Origin of the sequence: Microbacterium jepli (genome assembly GCF_047237905.1) — a bacterium.
In the GTDB taxonomy this organism is placed as follows: domain Bacteria; phylum Actinomycetota; class Actinomycetes; order Actinomycetales; family Microbacteriaceae; genus Microbacterium.
The window spans coordinates 259,786-278,244 of the sequence record NZ_JBDFLW010000003.1 but is presented as its reverse complement, the minus strand read 5'-3'; the positions used below and the strand labels follow the sequence as shown (position 1 = coordinate 278,244).

Annotated in this window: 16 protein-coding genes and 3 tRNA genes; 12 read left to right on the top strand and 7 right to left on the bottom strand. The window is 69.7% G+C overall.

The window, feature by feature from the left end; genetic code table 11:
- Nucleotides 1-36: 36 nt before the first annotated feature.
- Entirely contained in the window at nt 37-588 is a 552-nt protein-coding gene (hpt, locus tag ABC304_RS01920; protein ID WP_412928626.1) for a hypoxanthine phosphoribosyltransferase, read from the bottom strand.
- A 17-nt stretch (nt 589-605) separates the two neighbouring features.
- Nucleotides 606-1,616, bottom strand: coding sequence for a tRNA lysidine(34) synthetase TilS (tilS, locus tag ABC304_RS01915; RefSeq protein ID WP_412928625.1), 1,011 nt, complete (start codon nt 1,614-1,616; stop codon nt 606-608).
- Nucleotides 1,617-1,844: 228 nt separating this feature from the next.
- Between tilS and ppa the strand changes: the two genes are divergently transcribed.
- Complete coding sequence (gene ppa / locus ABC304_RS01910; RefSeq protein ID WP_412928624.1) at nt 1,845-2,378, top strand: inorganic diphosphatase; 534 nt, start codon at nt 1,845-1,847, stop codon at nt 2,376-2,378.
- A 344-nt stretch (nt 2,379-2,722) separates the two neighbouring features.
- On the opposite strand, the gene ABC304_RS01905 is transcribed toward ppa, so the two are convergent.
- A complete protein-coding gene (locus ABC304_RS01905; RefSeq protein WP_412929041.1) occupies nt 2,723-4,141 on the bottom strand; it encodes a peptidoglycan DD-metalloendopeptidase family protein in 1,419 nt (472 codons plus the stop codon).
- A gap of 206 nt (nt 4,142-4,347) precedes the next feature.
- Here ABC304_RS01905 and ABC304_RS01900 point away from each other — a divergent pair.
- The 7 genes from ABC304_RS01900 to ABC304_RS01870 all read left to right on the top strand — a co-directional run bounded on the left by ABC304_RS01900 (nt 4,348) and on the right by ABC304_RS01870 (nt 9,495).
- Nucleotides 4,348-4,420 (top strand) — tRNA-Glu (locus tag ABC304_RS01900).
- 26 nt (nt 4,421-4,446) lie between these two features.
- Nucleotides 4,447-4,520 (top strand) — tRNA-Asp (locus tag ABC304_RS01895).
- 65 nt (nt 4,521-4,585) lie between these two features.
- A tRNA-Phe gene (locus ABC304_RS01890) sits at nt 4,586-4,658 on the top strand.
- Between the two features lie 360 nt (nt 4,659-5,018).
- Entirely contained in the window at nt 5,019-6,692 is a 1,674-nt protein-coding gene (locus ABC304_RS01885; protein ID WP_412928623.1) for an amidohydrolase, read from the top strand.
- 42 nt (nt 6,693-6,734) lie between these two features.
- Nucleotides 6,735-7,640: an ABC transporter substrate-binding protein gene (locus ABC304_RS01880; RefSeq protein ID WP_412928622.1), complete on the top strand. Its 906-nt coding sequence runs from the start codon at nt 6,735-6,737 to the stop codon at nt 7,638-7,640.
- A gap of 5 nt (nt 7,641-7,645) precedes the next feature.
- Entirely contained in the window at nt 7,646-8,665 is a 1,020-nt protein-coding gene (locus ABC304_RS01875; protein ID WP_412928621.1) for an amino acid ABC transporter permease, read from the top strand.
- A gap of 77 nt (nt 8,666-8,742) precedes the next feature.
- Complete coding sequence (locus ABC304_RS01870) at nt 8,743-9,495, top strand: amino acid ABC transporter ATP-binding protein (protein ID WP_127097122.1); 753 nt, start codon at nt 8,743-8,745, stop codon at nt 9,493-9,495.
- A gap of 59 nt (nt 9,496-9,554) precedes the next feature.
- Here ABC304_RS01870 and ABC304_RS01865 read toward each other — a convergent pair whose 3' ends face one another.
- Entirely contained in the window at nt 9,555-11,051 is a 1,497-nt protein-coding gene (locus ABC304_RS01865; protein WP_412928620.1) for an MFS transporter, read from the bottom strand.
- 92 nt (nt 11,052-11,143) lie between these two features.
- On the opposite strand from ABC304_RS01865, the gene ABC304_RS01860 reads away from it, so the two are divergent.
- A complete protein-coding gene (locus ABC304_RS01860) occupies nt 11,144-11,767 on the top strand; it encodes a TetR/AcrR family transcriptional regulator (RefSeq protein ID WP_412928619.1) in 624 nt (207 codons plus the stop codon).
- 17 nt (nt 11,768-11,784) lie between these two features.
- Here the strand turns inward: ABC304_RS01860 and ABC304_RS01855 are convergent, their stop codons facing one another.
- The 3 genes from ABC304_RS01855 to ABC304_RS01845 all read right to left on the bottom strand — a co-directional run bounded on the left by ABC304_RS01855 (nt 11,785) and on the right by ABC304_RS01845 (nt 14,353).
- Nucleotides 11,785-12,297: a glycine cleavage system transcriptional repressor gene (locus tag ABC304_RS01855; protein ID WP_412928618.1), complete on the bottom strand. Its 513-nt coding sequence runs from the start codon at nt 12,295-12,297 to the stop codon at nt 11,785-11,787.
- 119 nt (nt 12,298-12,416) lie between these two features.
- Complete coding sequence (locus tag ABC304_RS01850; protein ID WP_412928617.1) at nt 12,417-13,550, bottom strand: Gfo/Idh/MocA family protein; 1,134 nt, start codon at nt 13,548-13,550, stop codon at nt 12,417-12,419.
- Complete coding sequence (locus tag ABC304_RS01845) at nt 13,547-14,353, bottom strand: sugar phosphate isomerase/epimerase family protein (RefSeq protein ID WP_412928616.1); 807 nt, start codon at nt 14,351-14,353, stop codon at nt 13,547-13,549. The genes ABC304_RS01850 and ABC304_RS01845 overlap by 4 nt, the downstream gene beginning before the upstream one ends.
- A 108-nt stretch (nt 14,354-14,461) precedes the next feature.
- Here ABC304_RS01845 and ABC304_RS01840 point away from each other — a divergent pair, with 108 nt between their 5' ends.
- The 3 genes from ABC304_RS01840 to ABC304_RS01830 all read left to right on the top strand — a co-directional run bounded on the left by ABC304_RS01840 (nt 14,462) and on the right by ABC304_RS01830 (nt 18,237).
- Nucleotides 14,462-15,076, top strand: coding sequence for a TetR/AcrR family transcriptional regulator (locus ABC304_RS01840; RefSeq protein WP_412928615.1), 615 nt, complete (start codon nt 14,462-14,464; stop codon nt 15,074-15,076).
- A gap of 72 nt (nt 15,077-15,148) precedes the next feature.
- Complete coding sequence (locus ABC304_RS01835) at nt 15,149-16,312, top strand: polysaccharide deacetylase family protein (protein ID WP_412928614.1); 1,164 nt, start codon at nt 15,149-15,151, stop codon at nt 16,310-16,312.
- 320 nt (nt 16,313-16,632) lie between these two features.
- Nucleotides 16,633-18,237 (top strand): sugar transferase, encoded by a 1,605-nt coding sequence (locus ABC304_RS01830; RefSeq protein ID WP_412928613.1) that lies wholly within the window; start codon nt 16,633-16,635, stop codon nt 18,235-18,237.
- The last annotated feature ends 222 nt before the right edge of the window (nt 18,238-18,459 follow it).

Here is an 18,459-nt window from a genome sequence, read left to right as displayed (position 1 = left end):
ATTCGCCGACGGCGAAACAGGGCCCTCCGCCGTCGGTCAGGAGTAGACGTGCGGAGCGAGGATCGCGACGTCCCGCAGGTTGCGGTACTGCTCTGCGTAGTCCAGCCCGTAGCCGACGACGAACTCCGTCGGGATGTCGAAGCCGACGTAGCGGCAGTCCACATGCACCTTGGCGGCCTCGGGCTTGCGCAGCAGGGCGAAGACCTCGACGGATGCGGCACCCCGCGAGGCGAAGTTCTCCAGCAGCCAGCTCAGCGTGAGGCCGGAGTCGATGATGTCCTCGACGATGAGCACGTGCTTGTCGTGCAGGTCGGTGTCGAGGTCCTTGCGGATCTGCACGACGCCGCTGGAGCGCGTGCCGGCCCCGTAGGACGACACGGCCATCCAGTCCATGGGCGCGAGCACCGGCAGAGCACGGGCGAAGTCGGCCATCACCATGACCGCGCCCTTGAGGACGCCGACGAGCAGAAGGTCCTTGCCTTCGTAGTCCGCCGCCACCTGGGCGGCGATCTCGCCGAGCTTCGCCGTGATCTCCTCCTCGGTGACGAGGATCCGACTGAGGTCTCCGGAGATGTCGGCCGCACGCATGCGGCAAGTCTAGGTCGCTACCCGGGGGGTGCCACGGGCGCGGTGAACTCGAGGCGTCCTCCGACGCGCCGGGCGCGGCATCCGGGCAGGTCGATCGGTCCCTGCCCCGACCAGTCGGTGACGAGCCGCGCCACCTCGAGCGTCTGCGCCCTCGAAAGGCTCTGGTGGAACTCGGATGCCACGACGAGCCGGATGATGCGGTTCCGCAGGGCGGCCGGGTTGGCGGCGAGCGCGGCGACGGAGACGGAGATGCCCGCCTCGGCGTGCTCGACGATGTCCTCGATCGTCTCGTCGATCATCTCGTCGAAGGCTTCGGCGTCTTCACGCAGCTGCGCGGCGGTGCGCGCGAGCGCCTCCGCGATGCCCGGCCCCAGCTCTGCCTCGAGCACCGGCAGCACCCTCTCGCGCACGCGGACGCGGGCGTATCGGTGCTCGCTGTTGTGCGGGTCGTCCCACGGCTCCAGCTGCAGCGCGGCGCACGCCGCCCGCGTCGTCTCCCGGCGCAGGCCGAGGAGCGGACGCAGCAGCGCGACGCCCGGAGCCAGCTCCGAAGACGCCGCCATGCCCTGCAGGCTCCCCGCGCCGGCCCCGCGCGCCAGCCCGAGCAGAACCGTCTCGGCCTGATCGTCGAGGGTGTGTCCGACGAGCACCGCCGCCGCACCGGCGTCGGTCGCGGCATCCTTCAGCACGCCGTAGCGCGCGTCGCGCGCCGCCGCCTCAGGACCGCCGGCTCCGCCGACGTCGACCGTCACCACGATCGCGTCCAGCCCGAGCGCCGCCGCCTGCGACGCTGCGCCCTCGGCGACCTCGGTCGAGCCCTCCTGCAGCCCGTGATCGACGGTGACCGAGCCGGCGCGCAGGCCCGCCTTCGGCCCCTCGAACGCCGTCGCCGCGGCGAGGGCCAGGGAGTCCGCGCCGCCGGAGAGACCGACCAGCACGGTCGCGCCCTCGGGCAGTCCGGCGAGTGCGTCGCGCACCGCTCGCCGCACGTCGGCGACGGCGGGGTCGAGGGAGGGTCGATGCGTCACCGCCCCACGCTATCTCCGCCCTCCCGCCGACGGCACGTCGAGCACAACCCAGGCGATTTCGACCCCGCGCTCTTTCGATGAGTCCTGATGGGCTCGATCACAACCGATCTGCCTGTGTTGTGCACGCGGTCGCGGGGCGCCCTCGCCCCGACCCCTCCACTCACGGCGCGAGCACCGCCCGGCTAGGCTGGTCGGCGGCATACGACCCCTTCAGAAGGAGCACCAGGCATGGCCTCACACGACGCCGTCATCGAGATCCCGCGCGGCAGCCGGGTCAAGTACGAGGTCGACCACGGCACCGGGCGCGTGTTCCTCGACCGCGTGCTGTTCACGCCGATGGGCTACCCGGCCGACTACGGGTTCTTCGAGAACACGCTCGGCGAGGACGGCGACCCGCTCGACGTGCTGGTGCTGCTCGATGTCACGCTCTTCCCGGGCGTCATGGTCAACGTGCGCCCCGTGGGCGTGCTGAAGATGAAGGACGAGGCCGGCGGAGACGACAAGCTTGTCGCGGTCCTCACGAAGGACCCCCGCTGGAGCCACATCCAGGACCTGGACGACATCCCCGAGTACACGAAGAAGGAGATCGAGCACTTCTTCGAGCACTACAAAGACCTCGAGCCCAACAAGTGGGTCAAGGTCGATGTCTGGGCCGGCAAGGACGAGGCCGAGCGCCTCCTCGCCGAGTCGATCGTCCGCTTCCAGGAGCACGAGGGTCAGACCAAGACGCAGGGTGAGGGCGAAGCCCCCCGCACGGTCTGAGAATCCCCACGAGGGCGGATGCTGCGCACGGCGCGGCATCCGCCCTCACTGTTGCGCGGCCCACCTGGCGCTTGTCGCGGCATCCCATCCCTCGACCCCGCGGCAAGCGTCAACTGATGCGCGCTACCGCCCGTTGAGCGAGCGCAGCGAGCCGAAACGCACGACCCGACCGCGAGGACCGACCGCGAGGACCGGATGCCGCGGCATCCGCTTCCTTCATCTGACGCTGGTCGCGGCATCTCGCGAGCCGTTCCCGCAACAAGCGTCACCTAATACGCGCCCCCGCCCGTTGAGCGAGCGCAGCGAGCCGAAACGCACGAACCGGCTGACGCCGGTCCCGCGCCTCAGACCGAGATGCCCCGGTCGGCCATGAACGGCACGGGGTTGGTGGTCGCGCCCCAGATGTAGACCTCGAAGTGGAGGTGGCATCCGAAGGAGTTGCCGGTGTTGCCCTCGGCCGCGATGACGTCGCCGGCGTTGACCCACTGTCCACGGCTGACGTAGATGCCGCCGTCGCGGATGTGGCCGTAGCCCGTGCCGATGCCGCCGCCGTGATCGATGCGGATGTAGTTGCCGTATCCGCCGTTGTACCCGGCATAGGTCACGGTGCCGGACGAGGCCGCGTAGATCGCGGATCCGCAGCCCTGGGCGAGGTCGACGCCCTCGTGGAAGCCGCTGGAGCAGTAGCCGTTGCCGCACTGGACGTAGCGCGGGCCGTATCCCGAGGACTCGTTGCCCCAGTTGGGCCGCACCCAACCTGAGCCGCCGCCACCGCCGCCACCGCCACCGGAGCCGCCGCCTCCTCCCCCGCCGCCACCGCCGCCACCGCCGGCAGCCGCTGCGGCCTCGAGCTCGGCCTGCCGACGCGCCTCCGCTTCGCGCGCGAGGCGCTCGGCCTCTTCGCGCTGACGGCGCTCCTCGGCTTCCTTCGCCAGGCGGGCCGCTTCGACACCGGCCTGGTAGTCGGCGATCGTCTTGGCGGTCGTGTCCTGCAGCGCCATGAGCTGCGCCTGCAGGGTGGTGAGGTTCGCCTCCTGCTCCGCGAGAGCGGCCTGCGCCGCGTCGGCCGCGTTCTGCGCGGCGACCATCGCGGCCTCCGCCTCCTTCTGGAGGCGGTCGCGCTCGTCCCGGGCGGCGGACGCCTGGTTGCTCAGGTTCTGGGCCGAGTCGCGGGCGGTGACGGCGTCGGCGTAGACGGCCTGGTTCCGCTGGATCAGCTTGTCCATCGTGCCCAGGCGCGACAGCAGGTCGTCGGCCGAGGCCGCCGAACCGGCGAAGAACAGTTCCATCGATGTGTCGTCGCCGCCGTTGCGATAGAGCTGTGCGGCGATGCGGCCGGCCTTGTTCGCAGCATCCGTCGCCGTCGCCGCCTGCTGATCCGCCTGCGCCTGCAGGTCGTCGGCACGGTGCACGGCCTCGAAGAAGGTCTGCTGCGCCTGGTAGAACACGTCGGAGGTGCGCACGGCCTCGGCCTGCGTGCGGGCGACCTCGCTGTTGAGGCTGTCGATGATGCCCTGGATGCGGGAGATCTCCGCAGCCTTGGCCGCCTCGTTGGCCTTCGCCGCCTGCACGTCATCCCAGGAGGGGTAATCCGCGGCGAACGCGGGGGAGACGGTGCCGGAGCTCAGCGCGCCGAAGGTGAGGAAGCCGAGCGCTCCGAGACCGAGCGCCGCGCGCCGGTTCACCGTCGGCCAGAGGGCGCGCTTCTCATCGGCAGTGGGGCCGCAGCCGCACTCCTCGCTGTTGACACGCGTGACGTCCAGCGGGTCCTCCGATCGCCTGACCTCGTTCACATTAGCAACATCAGTCACATTCGCAACCGTTCTGCGATCGCGGAAGGCCCAGCCCGCGGCGTCCTCATCCTCGGTCAGGCAGGCTCGATCGGCGGGCGGACGCGCCCCCGATTGGCGGATCCACAGTGGATTGCGTATGCTTGGGCGTCGGCAAGCGTGGGCCCCCGGGTTCACTCGGCCCCATCGTTTAGTGGCCTAGGACGCCGCCCTTTCACGGCGGTAGCACGGGTTCGAATCCCGTTGGGGTCACGTCGACAACACAACTAAAAACGCATGGCCCTGTAGCGCAGTTGGTTAGCGTGCCGCCCTGTCACGGCGGAGGTCGCGGGTTCAAGTCCCGTCAGGGTCGCTTCGAGCGACGGGCCCTTTCGGAGGGCCTTTCGTTTCGGGAGCGCCATTCTCGCAATGCCGCTCGGCTCTGTAGCTCAGTTGGTAGAGCGCACGACTGAAAATCGTGAGGTCACGGGATCGACGCCCGTCGGAGCCACAAGGGTGATCATTACAATCACCCCAGAAACCCTCGTGAGGCTTCTACTCACGGGGGTTTTGCCTTGCCCGGATGCCGGCGCCACTCGTTCTCGCCACGTCGGTCTTATTCGTACCGGTCGTCGGGAGCTCACCGCCCGTTTACGCCGCGGGCGCCGAGGGCAGAAGCGTTTCGACTCGCTGCGCTCGCTCAACGAACGGGGGGCACCGCGCGTTTCGACTCGCTGCGCTCGCTCAACGACCGGTCGCCGACCGCGCGAAACGGCGGCGACTCATGCGCGACGCGCGGGAGGACTATCCTGCCGATATCGTCGACGCGTCCACCCGAGAAGCGTCGCTGCGCAGTGAGAGTCCAGGTTCTATGACGGTCCATGCCGACACCGTGTTCCGCGGAGGAACGGTCTTCGACGGCACGCACGTGCTTCCCGCCGGAACGCAGGTCGCGGTCCAGGGCGGAACCATCACCGCGGTCGGCGCCGACCTCGACGGCGTGATCGGACCCGGTACGACCACCGTCGACCTCGACGGCGGGATGCTGGCACCCGGCTTCGTGGACGCGCACATCCATCCCATCGAGGGCGGACTCGAGCGCATGCGCTGCGACCTCTCGGAGGCCGCGACCCGCGAGGACTACCTCCGCCTCATCCGCGACTACGCGGCGGCCCATCCCGACGCGCCCTGGATCCTCGGCGGGGGCTGGCAGCTCGCCGCCTTCCCCGGCGGCATCGCCCTGGCATCCGATCTCGACGCCGTCGTGCCCGACCGCCCGGTCTTCCTCTCCAACCGCGACCACCACGGCGCCTGGGTGAACTCCGCGGCGCTGCGACTCGCAGGCGTCGACGCCCAGACCCCCGATCCCGACGACGGGCGCATCGAGCGCGACGTGCACGGGGCCCCGTCGGGCGTGCTGCAGGAGGGCGCACGGCTGCTCGTCTCGCGCGTCATCCCCGACGACACGGATGCCGAGAACCACGCGGCGCTCCTGACCGCGCAGCGCTATCTGCACTCTCTCGGCGTCACCGGCTGGCAGGACGCCATCGTCGGCGACTACGGCAACCACACCGACACGGGCGATGTCTACCTCGCCGCCGCGCAGAGCGGAGAGCTGACGGCGACCGTCGTCGCGGCCCTCTGGTGGGAGCGCCACCAGGGTCTCGAGCAGCTCGACGACCTCCTCGCGCGACGCGAGCGCCTGCGCCACCCCCGCTTCAGCGCCGGCAGCGTCAAGATCATGCAGGACGGCATCCCCGAGAACCAGACGGCATCGATGCTCGACGAGTACTTCGTGCCCGGGACGGATGCCGCGGGCTGCCGTTGCGCCACGTCGCTGCGAGGCGGCAGCCGCGGACACTCTTTCCTCTCCCCCGCCGAGCTCACCCGTGCGGTCACGGCTCTGGATGCGCGCGGCTTCCAGGTGCACGTGCACGCGATCGGCGACCGGGCGGTGCGCGAGGCCCTCGACGCCCTGGCCGCCGCCCGCGAGGCGAACGGCGCCAACGACAACCGTCACCACCTCGCCCACGTGCAGATCGTGCACCCCGACGACGTTCCGCGCTTCGCTCCGCTCCGCGTCGCCGCGAACCTGCAGGCGCTGTGGGCCACGTTCGAGCCGCAGATGGTGGAGCTGAACCTCCCCATCCTCGGCGAGGAGCGCGCCGCCTGGCAGTACCCGTTCGGCGACCTGGCCCGGGCGGGCACCGCCCTGTGCGCCGGATCCGACTGGCCCGTCACCACTCCCGATCCCTGGGCCGCGCTGCACGTCGCGGTCAACAGGATGCTGCCGGCGGGGCATCCGGATCACACCGACCGACCGTTCTATCCCGAGCAGGCGCTCGACCTCGCCACCGCGCTCGCGGCCTACACGAGCGGCTCCGCGGCCATCAACCACCAGGACCGCGCTGGGCGCATCGTCGCCGGCTACGACGCCGATCTGGTCGTCACCGACCGCGATCCGTTCGCCCTCGATCGTCTCGATATCGCATCGACTCGCACACGTCAGACGTATACGCGGGGCGTCCGCGTCTACGGTGACTGAGTCATCCCGTCCCCCCTCCCGATGAGAATCAAGAAGGACACCATGAAAATCGCCCGTCTGGCCCCGATCGCCCTCCTGGCGTCCGCAGCACTGCTGCTCTCCGGCTGCGTGAACAACGCCCCCGCCACTCCCGCGGGCTCCGCCGCCGCCTCCGGTGGCGCGGCCTCCGTCACGAAGGACGACGACGCCGCCGCGAAGCTCCCCGAGGAGATCGTCTCGGCCGGCAAGCTCGTCATCGGAACCGACGCGACGTACGCCCCGAACGAGTTCAAGGATGCCGCGGGCAACCCCGTCGGCTGGGAGATCGAGCTGGCCGACGCCATGGCCGCGAAGCTCGGACTCACCACCGAGTACAACATCGCCAAGTTCGACAACATCATCCCGTCGATCACCGGCGGCAAGTACGACGTCGGCCTCTCCTCCTTCTTCGACACGAAGGAGCGTCAGCAGCAGGTCGACATGATCGACTACTACACCGCCGGCATCCAGTGGGCGGCCCTCGCGGGCAAGACCATCGACCCCGACGACGCCTGCGGCATCAAGCTCGCCGTGCAGAACGGCACGACCGAGGCGCTCGACGACGGTCCCGCCAAGAGCGACGCGTGCGTCGCCGCCGGCAAGGAGCCGATCCAGCTGCTCGGCTACGACACGCAGGACGACGCGACGGCCGCCGTGACCCTCGGTCGCGCAGACGCGATGTCGGCCGACTCCCCCGTCACGCAGTACGCCGTGGCGCAGTCGGGCGGCAAGCTCGAGACGCAGGGTGACGTCTACTCCGTCTTCCTCTACGGCATGCCGATCGCGAAGGACCGCGGCACGCTCGGCGAGGCGCTGCAGGCCGCGCTCCAGTCGCTGATGGACGACGGCACCTACACCTCGATCCTCGAGAAGTGGGGCGTCGAGCAGGGCGCCATCGACGCGATCGACATCAACGGCGCCACGGAGTAACACCCGTGGCCACCCCCTCCGGCTCGGCGTCGCGCTCCGGCGCGGCGCCGGGCGCGGGCCCGGACTCGGGCCCCGAGCGCATCAAGGCGATCCCGCTGCGCCACCCCGTGCGCAACATCATCGCGGTCATCATCGTGCTGATCGTGCTGGCGTTCCTCTGGGACGCGGCGTTCAACCGTCCCGCCTACGACTGGCCCGCGGTCGGCAAGTACATTTTCGACGTGCGCGTCTCCCAGGCGGCGCTCGTGACGCTGCAGCTGACCGTGCTCGCGATGGTGGGCGCGATCGTGCTGGGCACGCTCCTGGCCGTCATGCGCCTGTCGCCGAACCCGGTGCTGAAGAGCGTCGCGTGGGTGTACCTGTGGATCTTCCGAGGCACCCCCGTCTACGTGCAGCTGGTGTTCTGGGGACTCCTCGCCACCATCTACAAGACGATCAGCGTCGGCATCCCGTTCACGCAGGTCTTCACGGAGTTCACCACCCAGGACGCCATCAACGTCTTCTGGCTCGCGGTCATCGGCCTCGCGCTGAACGAGGCGGCCTACATGGCCGAGATCGTGCGCGCCGGCATGCTGTCGGTCGACCCGGGGCAGTCCGAGGCCTCCACGGCGCTGGGCATGTCGTGGTCGCAGACGATGCGGCGCATCATCATCCCGCAGTCGATGCGGGTCATCATCCCGCCGACCGGCAACGAGGTCATCTCGATGCTGAAGACGACGTCGCTGGTGACGGCCGTGCCGCTCTCGACCGACCTCTACACGCGCACGCGCGACATCTCGGCCGAGACGTTCAACCCGATCCCGCTGCTGATCGTGGCGTCGATCTGGTACCTGTTCTTCACGTCGCTGCTGATGATCGGCCAGTACTTCCTCGAGCGCCGCTTCGCCCGCGGCACCCGGCACGTCGACCTCGGCGGTGCGCACCAGGGCGACGCCATGGTGGTCGAGACGCCCGCGACCGGAACGATCACGGCACCACCGGACGGGTCTCGACGGCCGCCGCACGACGAGGGGACGAGATCATGACGCTCGGCGATGCGACGGCACCGGATGCTGCGGCCACGACCGGTCTGAACGCGAACGGTGCCGGCGGCACCGACACGATGGTGGTCGCCGACCGGATCGTGAAGTCATTCGGCTCGAACGTGGTGCTGAAGGACATCTCGCTCAGCGTGAAGCGCGGCGAGGTCGTGTGCGTGATCGGCCCCAGCGGGTCGGGCAAGTCCACGTTCCTGCGGTGCATCAACCACCTCGAGAAGATCGACGGCGGCCGCCTCACGGTCGACGGCGAGCTCATCGGCTACCGCCAGCGCGGCGACAAGATCTACGAGCTGCGCCCGAAGGAGGCCGCCGAGCAGCGCAAGGACATCGGCATGGTGTTCCAGCGCTTCAACCTGTTCCCGCACCTCACCGTGCTGGAGAACGTCATCGAGGCGCCCACCCAGGTGAAGCGGCAGTCGAAGGCGAAGGCGTCGGCGCGGGCGATGGAGCTCCTCGAGCGCGTCGGCCTCGCCGAGAAGGCCAAGGCCTACCCGGCCTCGCTGTCGGGCGGTCAGCAGCAGCGCGTCGCGATCGCGCGCGCCCTGGCGATGGACCCGAAGCTGATGCTGTTCGACGAGCCGACCTCGGCCCTCGACCCCGAGCTCGTCGGCGAGGTGCTCGAGGTGATGAAGCAGCTGGCGAAGTCGGGCATGACGATGATCGTCGTCACGCACGAGATGGGCTTCGCCCGCGAGGTGGCCGACTCGCTCGTCTTCATGGACGGCGGCGTGGTCGTCGAGACCGGTGATCCCCGCGAGGTGCTGAGCAATCCGCAGCACGAGCGCACGAAGGCCTTCCTGGCCCGCGTGCTCTGACGCTAAGGCAGAACGCCCCGGCCGTGTCGGCCGGGGCGTTCTGTCATGTCGCGGCGGGACTAGTGCGCGACGACCGGCTCCGCGGCGCGGGCGTCGGCGGGCGGGTGCGCGAGCGACAGCCCCTGTCCCTGTCGCCGGAAGAGCGTCGCGGAGACGATCGCGCCGACGAGGAAGAATCCGGCGCCCCACGCGTACGCCGTGGAGTAGCTGGCCAGCGCCGCATCCACCCCGATGCCGGGGGTGACGGGCGTGTGGCCCGCGAGGTAGTCGGCCATCGCGGTCGCTGCCAGCGTGTTCAGCAGCGCCGTGCCGATCGAGCCGCCGACCTGCTGACTGGTGTTGACCATCGCCGAGGCGACGCCGGCGAACTGCCGGTCCACCCCCAGTGTGGCGGTCTGCATCGAGGCCGGCATGATCGTGCCCATCGCGAAGCCCATGAGCATCAGCGGGGGCATGACATTCGCCACGTACACGCTCGAGGCGTCGAGGAACGTGAGCCAGATCATCGCCGTCACGCCCAGAAGCATGCCGATCGGCACAAGCACCTTCGGACCGAACCGGGGCACGAGCAGGTTGGTGCCGAGCTGGGCGGCGAGCACCAGCATCCCGATCATGGGCAGGAAGGCGAGCCCCGTCTGGATGGGCGAGTACCCGAGCGTCAGCTGCAGGTAGTACGTGACGAACAGGAAGATGCCGAACATCCCCGCGCCGGCGATGAGCACCGAGAGGTATGCGGCGCTGCGGTTGCGGTCGAGCACGATCGACAGCGGAAGGAGCGGATGCGACGCACGGCGCTGCCACAGCACGAAGGCGACGAGCAGGATGGCCGCGGCGGCCAGCATCCCCCACGTCACGGGAGCGTCCCAGCCCTCGGTCTCGGCGTTCGAGAACCCGTAGACGAGGCCGAACAGCGCACCGGAGACGAGGATCGTGCCCGGCACGTCCAGGCGGGGGCGCGGACCGGTGCGGGTGATCGACGGGACGAACAGGAAGGCACCGATGATCGCGATGACGGCGATGAAGACGTTGATGTAGAGGTTCCAGCGCCAGTTCAGCGCCTCGGTCAGCACGCCGCCGAGGAGGAGTCCGATCGCTCCACCGGCGCCGGCGATCGCGCCGAAGACGCCGAAGGCGCGCGCACGCTCCTTCGGGATGGTGAAGGTCGTGGTGAGCACCGCGAGCGCGGTCGGGGCGAGCAGCGCACCGAAGACGCCCTGCAGAGCACGGGCTCCCACGAGGAGTTCGAAGGAGCCGGCGGCGCCTCCGAGGGCGGAGGCGACGGCGAAGCCGACGAGGCCGATGACGAAGGTGCGCTTGCGGCCGATGAGGTCGGAGAGGCGGCCGCCGAGGAGGAGGAGGCTCGCGAAGGCGAGCGAGTAGGCCGTGATGATCCACTGGCGCTGGCCGTCGGAGAAGCCGAGGTCGGCCTGCGCGGACGGGAGGGCGATGTTCACGACGGTGCCGTCGAGCACGACCATCAGCTGGGCGAGGCCGACCACGACGAGGGTGATCCAGTGCCGACGACTGGTCGCCGGCGGGGTGAGTTCGGAAGACATGGCGATCACTATACGGTAATCTTGAGTTCCGGAAATACTTCGTACAGGAATTCATCGGCTGGTAATCTCGTCGTGACACGGAAGGGGCGCTGATGGCCCAGGTCGACGACGTTGAGGTCAAGCCGCGCCTTGGACGCAAGCGCGACGAGTCCCGCGATCCCGAGATCCTGGATGCCGCGCTCGACGTCCTAGCCGAAACGGGTTACGACGGCATGACCATCGACATGGTCGCCGCGCGGGCCAAAGCGGGCAAGGCCACGCTCTACCGTCGCTGGTCGTCGAAGGAAGAGCTCGTCATCGACGCGGTCGCACGGATGAAGTCGGGCGACCTGAACCTGTCGTCGCCGCCCGACACCGGCACGCTGCGGGGCGACCTCGTCGCGATGGTGAAGTCGCCGACGCTGAAGAACGCCGAGCACAGACTCAAGGTCATGGCCGGGATCATGTCGATGATAGCGCGCAATCCCGAGCTGGCCGCGGCCGCTCAGGCCGCACTGATCGAGCCGCGGGCCGCAGCCAACCGGCTCATCTTCCAGCGGGCGATCGACCGGGGCGAGATCCCCGCTGACGCCGACCTCGAGATGCTCTCCACCCTCGGTGCGGCGATCGTGAACTTCCGCTCGCTGATGCTTCAGCAGCCGGTCGACCGCGACTTCATGATCCGCACGATCGACCAGGTCGTGCTGCCCGCGGCCGGTCTTCGGCTGACCGCCTGACGCTCCGAGCGCGCACCTCAGACCTCGAGGGCGACGTCGACCTGGATGTCGGTGGCCAGCTCCTCTACGGCCGACCGCACGGCGTCGACGTCGACGGATGCCGCGACCGCCGCCACGATGGTGGCCTCGAACAGGCGGCCCCCGGCCATGGCCGCGTCGCGCGTCTCGGTCGTCATGCGCTCGATGCTCAGTGCCTGCGCGGCGACCGTGGAGGAGACGTCCTTGACGATGCCCGGCCGGTCGTTGCCGAGGACGCGGATGGTGAAGCGCCGCTCCCCCGCCGATGCGACGGTCGGGTTCCCCGCGTGCACCGTGACCGACAGCATCCCTTCGAGTCGCTGGAGGGCGGCGCGCAACTCGGCCTCGCGGGCATCGGGGACGGAGATCTCGACGATCCCGGCGAACGCGCCGGCGAGCTCGGCCAGCTCGCTGTTCTCCCAGTTGCCGCCGTGCTCCCCGACGATGTCGGCGACGGCGGCGACGAGTCCGTGGCGGTCGTCGCCGACCACGGTCAGCACGAGAGTTGTCATGCGGCTCAGCGTAGCGACGGGGCCGGGTCGCAGCATCCGCTCATCTGTCGACCACCGTCCCCGCACCCGGGAATGCGGAAGGGCGGGCGCGCCGCGCGCACCCGCCCCTCAGTCGGAGCTCAGACCGTGCGGGCCAGCGGGTCGAAGTCGGCCGGCACCGAGCCGACGCCGGCGACGGTGCTCTCGACCGGCACGAAGGCGCCGCGCTCGACGGACTCCTCGATCGACAGCAGCGTGTCGAGCACGTGGTAGCCGAGCTCGCCGCTCGCGACGTGCGGGCGGCCCTCGCGGATCGCTCGCGCCATGTCGAGCAGCCCGAGACCGCGGCCGACGAGCACGCCCTCCTGCTCGACCTCGTCGACCTGCTGCACCGTCGGGGCCGGCGGCACGACGACCTCGGTCATCGGGCGCGTGATGTAGATGCGTCCGCCGAACGTGTTCGGGTCGGGGATGACGAGGGTGCCCTCGGTGCCGTTGATCTCCACGACGCCGTGACGCTTGAGCGCCGAGTCGGTGCTGTACAGGCTCTGCGCCTGGCCGCCCTGCTCGAACTGCGTCAGCACGCTGACGGTGGTGGGGATCTCGATCGGGAAGTCCGTGCCCGCGAGCTCGCCGACCTGCACCTGACGCGTCGCGGAGCTGCGCAGACCGAGAGCCGCCACGGCGGCGACCGGACCGAACAGGTGCACGAGGGCCGAGACGTAGTACGGGCCCATGTCCAGCAGCGGACCGCCGCCGCGCGCGTACAGGAAACCGGGGTTCGGGTGGAAGATCTCCGGCCCCTGCCACTGGAACGACGTCTGCGCGAACAGCGGGCGCCCGATGTCGCCGCGGGCGATGGCCCGCTTGGCCGACTGCAGGCCGGGGCCGAGCACCGTGTCCGGGGCGATGCCGACACGCAGGCCCGCGGCATCCGCCTGCTCGATGAGCGCCTTCGCGCTCTCGCGGTCGACGCCGATCGGCTTCTCGCTCCACACGTTCTTGCCCGCGGCGATCGCCGCCGACGAGATCTCGACGTGAGACGCCGGGATCGTGAGGTTGACGACGATCTCGACGTCGGGGTGGCTCAGCACCGCGTCGACGCCGCCCGAGGCCGCCACGCCGTACTTCTCGGCCTGCGCCTTCGCGCGGTCTTCGAGGATGTCGCCGACCACGTGGACCGTCACGTCGGGGAAGCTCGAGAGGTTCTCGAGGTAGGTGTCGCTGATGTTGCCGGCGCCGATGATGCCGACGCCGACCGTCCCGCCGGTCATCGGCCGGCCCGCTCGTCCAGGAACACGCGGCTCGTGCGGACGGCCTCGAAGATGTCGCCGTCGTACGCGTCGAACTCGACGACCGCGTATTCGAGGGCGGATGCTGCGTCCAGCGCCTCCGCGAGGGGCACGGTGCCCTCGCCGGCCGGCACCTGGTCGGCGGGCGGGTAGGCGTCGAGCAGCTCGGGGGCGAGGGTGCCGTCCTTCACGTGCACGGCCTTGACCCGGTCGCCGAGGCGCTGGAGCAGTGCGGGCACGTCGACGCCGGCGCGGGCGGCCCAGTACAGGTCGACCTCGAGGGCGACCTCGGGGTCGAGCAGCGAGGCGAGCACCTCAAGCCCGGTCTCGCCGTCGATCTGCGCCTCGAGCTCGTGCGCGTGGTTGTGGTAGCCGACGCGGAGGCCGTGCGGGGCGGCGGCCGCGGCGGCGGCGTTCAGGCGGCGGGCGGTGTCCTCGATCTGCTCGCGCGTCTCCCAGCGGGCCGGGACCGTGTAGGGATCGATGACGATCGTCATGCCGAGGGTCTTCGCCGCGGCGAACACCTCGTCGTGGGTCGGCACCTCGACCGTGGTGCCCGTGCCGTCCGGGCGCACGAAGGAGTCGGACGCGAGGAACGCGTGACCCGTGGGTGCGAAGAGCCCGTGCACGCGGAAGGCATCGGCGAGCGCGTCGGCGCGGCGCACGAAGTCATAGGGCTCGACCGAGGTGAAGCCGGCCTCGGCGATCTTCGAGAGCGTGCCCTCGAGGTCGGCATCGAGGGCCGTGTTGACGGTGAAGAGCTGAACGGAAGTGGTCGGAGGCATGGTCTCTCTCGCTGGGATCGCCGTTGACAGGCCGCCGCGACCGGCGACCACGCTCAGGCTAGCGTCGAAAACCTCCGAATGGAAGTATTCGCCGGATACACTTCGACCATGTCCGATGACGCACCCGAGGCATCCAAGCGACGCGGCTCCTACGCCAAGGGGCTCGCGCGCCGCCAGCAGATCCTCGACCGCGCCATCGAGGTGTTCGCCGAGCGCGGCGCGGAGCGCACGTCGCTGCGCTCCATCGCCGATGCGATCGGGGTCTCGCACGCCGCCCTCACGCACTACTTCACCTCGCGCGAGCAGCTCCTCGTCGAGGTGTACCGGGCCTCCGAGCGGCGCGCGGACGAGACCGAGCCGCACCCGCAGGACACGTCCGCCGTCGGCGTCATGATGGAGTCCGCACGCCGCAACCGCACCGTGCCGGGACTCGTGCAGCTCTACAGCACGCTCGTCGCGACGGCCCTGGAAGAGGGTCACCCCGACGCCCGTGACTTCGCCACGCAACGCTTCTCCCGCATCCGCACCGGGCTCGCCGACGACATCCGCGCGCAGCAGCGCGCGGGTCGTCTGCGCGCGGACGTGGATGCGGAACTGACCGCCTCACTCGTGATCGCGGCATCCGACGGTCTTCAGACGCAGTGGCTGCTCGATGACGACGTCGACCTGGAAGGCGCGCTCGGACTGCTCGATCGACTCCTGTCTCCCGCCGAAAATCCCTGATCCCGCGGCCTCCAGCCCCTATCATCGGTGGTGCCGCCGGTCTCGCCGCCCGGCACCGAAGGGGACCTCGCCATGGACACCACCCGACGACGCCGTCGCGCCTCACGCCAGATCAGGCGCCGCCGCACCTTCGCCGCGGTCGGCGCCATCGCGGTGATCGCGGCCATCGTCACGGCGATCGTCGTCGTGCCGAAACTGGTCGCGCCTGCCACCGGCGAGGCCGTCGCCGACGGGCAGCCCGCGCCCGGCGCACCGAGCGACAGCCCGACGCCGACTCCCACCGTCGCCCTGACCGCGGCGCAGCAGCTTCTCGCGGGTTCGACCGATCCCGCCGCGTGCGCCGTCACGTTCACCGGCGACGGCATCAGCGACCAGCCCGTGCTGCAGACGGAGGGCGGCCTGTACTCCGACCTCCCCCTGCCCTCCGCCGACGGCCGCGTGTTCGCCGGCTGGTACACGACGTCTCAGGATGCTGCGGCCTTCACCACCGCGCAGCGCGTCAACGAGTCGCGCACCGTCTCCTGCACCGATCGCGAGACCACCCTCTTCGCGTCGTGGAAGACGCCGGAGGAGAACATCGCCGAGAACGCGCGCATCCCGATCCTCATGTACCACCAGTTCACGACCAACCCGGCAGGCGAGGAGGGGTGGCTGCGCGGCAACTACGCCTACATCGGCGACTTCGACGCGCACATGGCCTACATCGCGTCGGACGGCTTCTACCTGCCCACGTGGCGGGAGCTGGGCGCGTTCATCGACGGCAAGGTCTTCCTGCCGAATCACTCGGTGATCGTCACCGACGACGACGCGGACCAGACCTGGTTCGACCTCGCCGCCCCCGTCGTGGAGAAGTACAAGGTCATGACGACGTCGTTCATGATCACCGCGTGGCGACAGGATGCTGCGCCCAACCCCTACGTGCTGCGCCGGTCGCACACCCACGACATGCACCGCGCAGGCGACAACGGCCAGGGCCGAATGGTCAACCTCAGCGCCGACGAGATCGCCGCCGACCTGGAGACGTCGGCGTCCGTGCTCGGGGTCAAGGAGGTCGTGGCCTATCCGTTCGGCCACTACAACGACATCACCAAGCAGGGCGTGGCGCAGGCCGGCTTCGAGATGGGCCGCACGATCGAGCCCGGTTACGTCTCCATCGGCTCGGACAAGCTCGCCCTGCCCGTGCAGCGCGTGAACTACGGGATGGGGCTCGACGCGCTCGTCGGCATGATCGGCTGACGGCCGCGAGCGGCTTCGTGCCCGCCGTCTGCGAAGGCGCTTCCTATGGGTGCGCGGGGAAGATGAACGTTCTCCTCCCGTTGAGTGGACAGCGGGCGACGCGCAGGCCTAGTATGAAAGAACTCTCATGCGGCGCCGTCTTCGACGGCGCCACGGAGGGCGACGCGGGTGAGGCAGTGGGATGCCTCATATGCCGGGCTGGGGCCCGACAGATCGCGTGAACTGGGGAATCAGACGACTTCGGTCGTCTCATCGTTTACTGGGGAAAACGATATGTCTGGGGACGCCATTTCCGGCGTGCAGCTCTCTGCTGCGCGTTCGTGACGACCGTCGAGTCGACGGTCACCGAGACGACGGCCACGCCGACGGCGCAGTTCACGCCGATCGCGGCCGTCGCTGCTCCGACGCGCAGTACGCTGCGCCGCGTCGAGGCGTCGCGCGTGTCGACGACCGCGCACATCGTGCGCACCGGGCCCACTGTCATGCCGCGCATGCAGCCCTCGCTGGAGCGGCGACGCACATGGGAGCGCCGTTACGTTCGGCGCCTGCGCATCACCGATGGCGTGATCGTTCTGATCGTCACCGCGCTCGCCGCCGGTATCGACACCATCGGTCTGCGCTTCACATCGCCGGAGGTGGGTGTCGTGATGCGCGTCGCGGCCATCACCCTCGCCGCGTGGGTTCTGCTCCTGTGGCTCCTTCAGACCCGCTCGCCGAAGGTGCTGGGCACCGGGGCGACCGAGTACAAGCGGGTCGCCCACGCGACGGCTGCCGCGTTCGGCCTGCTCGCCATGCTGTTCGTCGTGTTCCAGTGGAGCGGCATCCGCATGATCCTGCTCGTCGCCCTGCCGGTCGGTCTGCTGTCCTTGATCGCGGCGCGCTGGGGCTGGCGTCGATGGCTCGCGCGCCAGCGCGAGTTCGGCCACTACGCGTCCCGCGTGATCGTCGCCGGTAACGAGCACGACATCGACTATGTCGTCCGGAATCTCGCAGCCAATCCGGGGCTCGGCTTCCAGGTGGTCGGAGTCACGACGCCCGACGCCGACCACGACACGCTCGTCGTGAACGGTCGCGCCTACCCCGTCCTCGGACGCATGGGCATGGTGTCGATGCACGCCCGCGCCGTCGAGGCCGACACGATCATCGTCGCCAGCACGCCGCCCGACGATCCCGACTTCATCAAGCGGCTGAGCTGGGACCTCGAGGGCACTGCTGCCGAGCTCATCCTCTCCGGTCGCCTGGCGGATGTGGCCGGCCCGCGCATCTCTCTCAAGCCGATCGACGGTCTGCCTCTCATCCACGTCGAGATCCCGCGTTTCGAAGGCGGCGCTCATTCCATGAAGCGCGCCATGGACATCGTCCTGTCCGCGATCGCCCTGATCCCGATCGCCGTCATCAGCGTTCTCATCGCCCTCGCCATCAAGATGGACGACGGCGGCCCCGTCTTCTTCCGGCAGACCCGCATCGGTCGCGACGGCCGCGAGTTCGGCATCCTGAAGTTCCGCACGATGCGCACCACCGCCGAGACCGAACTCGTCGCCCTCCGCGCGGCCAACGAGGGGTCAGGCCTCCTCTTCAAGATGAAGAACGACCCGCGCATCACGCGCGTCGGAGCCGTCCTGCGCAAGTACTCGCTCGACGAGCTGCCGCAGTTCTTCAACGTCCTCATCGGCGACATGAGCATCGTCGGCCCCCGTCCGCCGCTTCCCAGCGAGGTCGTCGGCTACGACGGTCGCGTGTACCGCCGCCTCTACATCAAGCCCGGCATCACGGGCCTCTGGCAGGTCAGCGGTCGCAGCGACCTCTCATGGGACGAGAGCGTCCGCCTCGACCTCCGCTACGTCGAGAACTGGTCGGTCACCAACGACCTCATGATCATGGTCCGCACCGCGCGCGTCATGATCCGCCCGAAGGGCGCGTACTGACATGCACGCCGCCACACAGATTTCCCGAACCGGATCCACGGCCACCATCCCCGGTGTGTCCCCCACATGTCGGCCGCGATACGTGCGCGTTCTTCGCGCCGACCGCGGTGGCCGTGGGTCCTCCCCCTCCCCTGTCACCTGCTCGAGCACGAACCTGCCAGGAAGAAGCTGACAATGGTCATCGCAAACGATCGCACCGACATGATCACCGCGACGGAGACG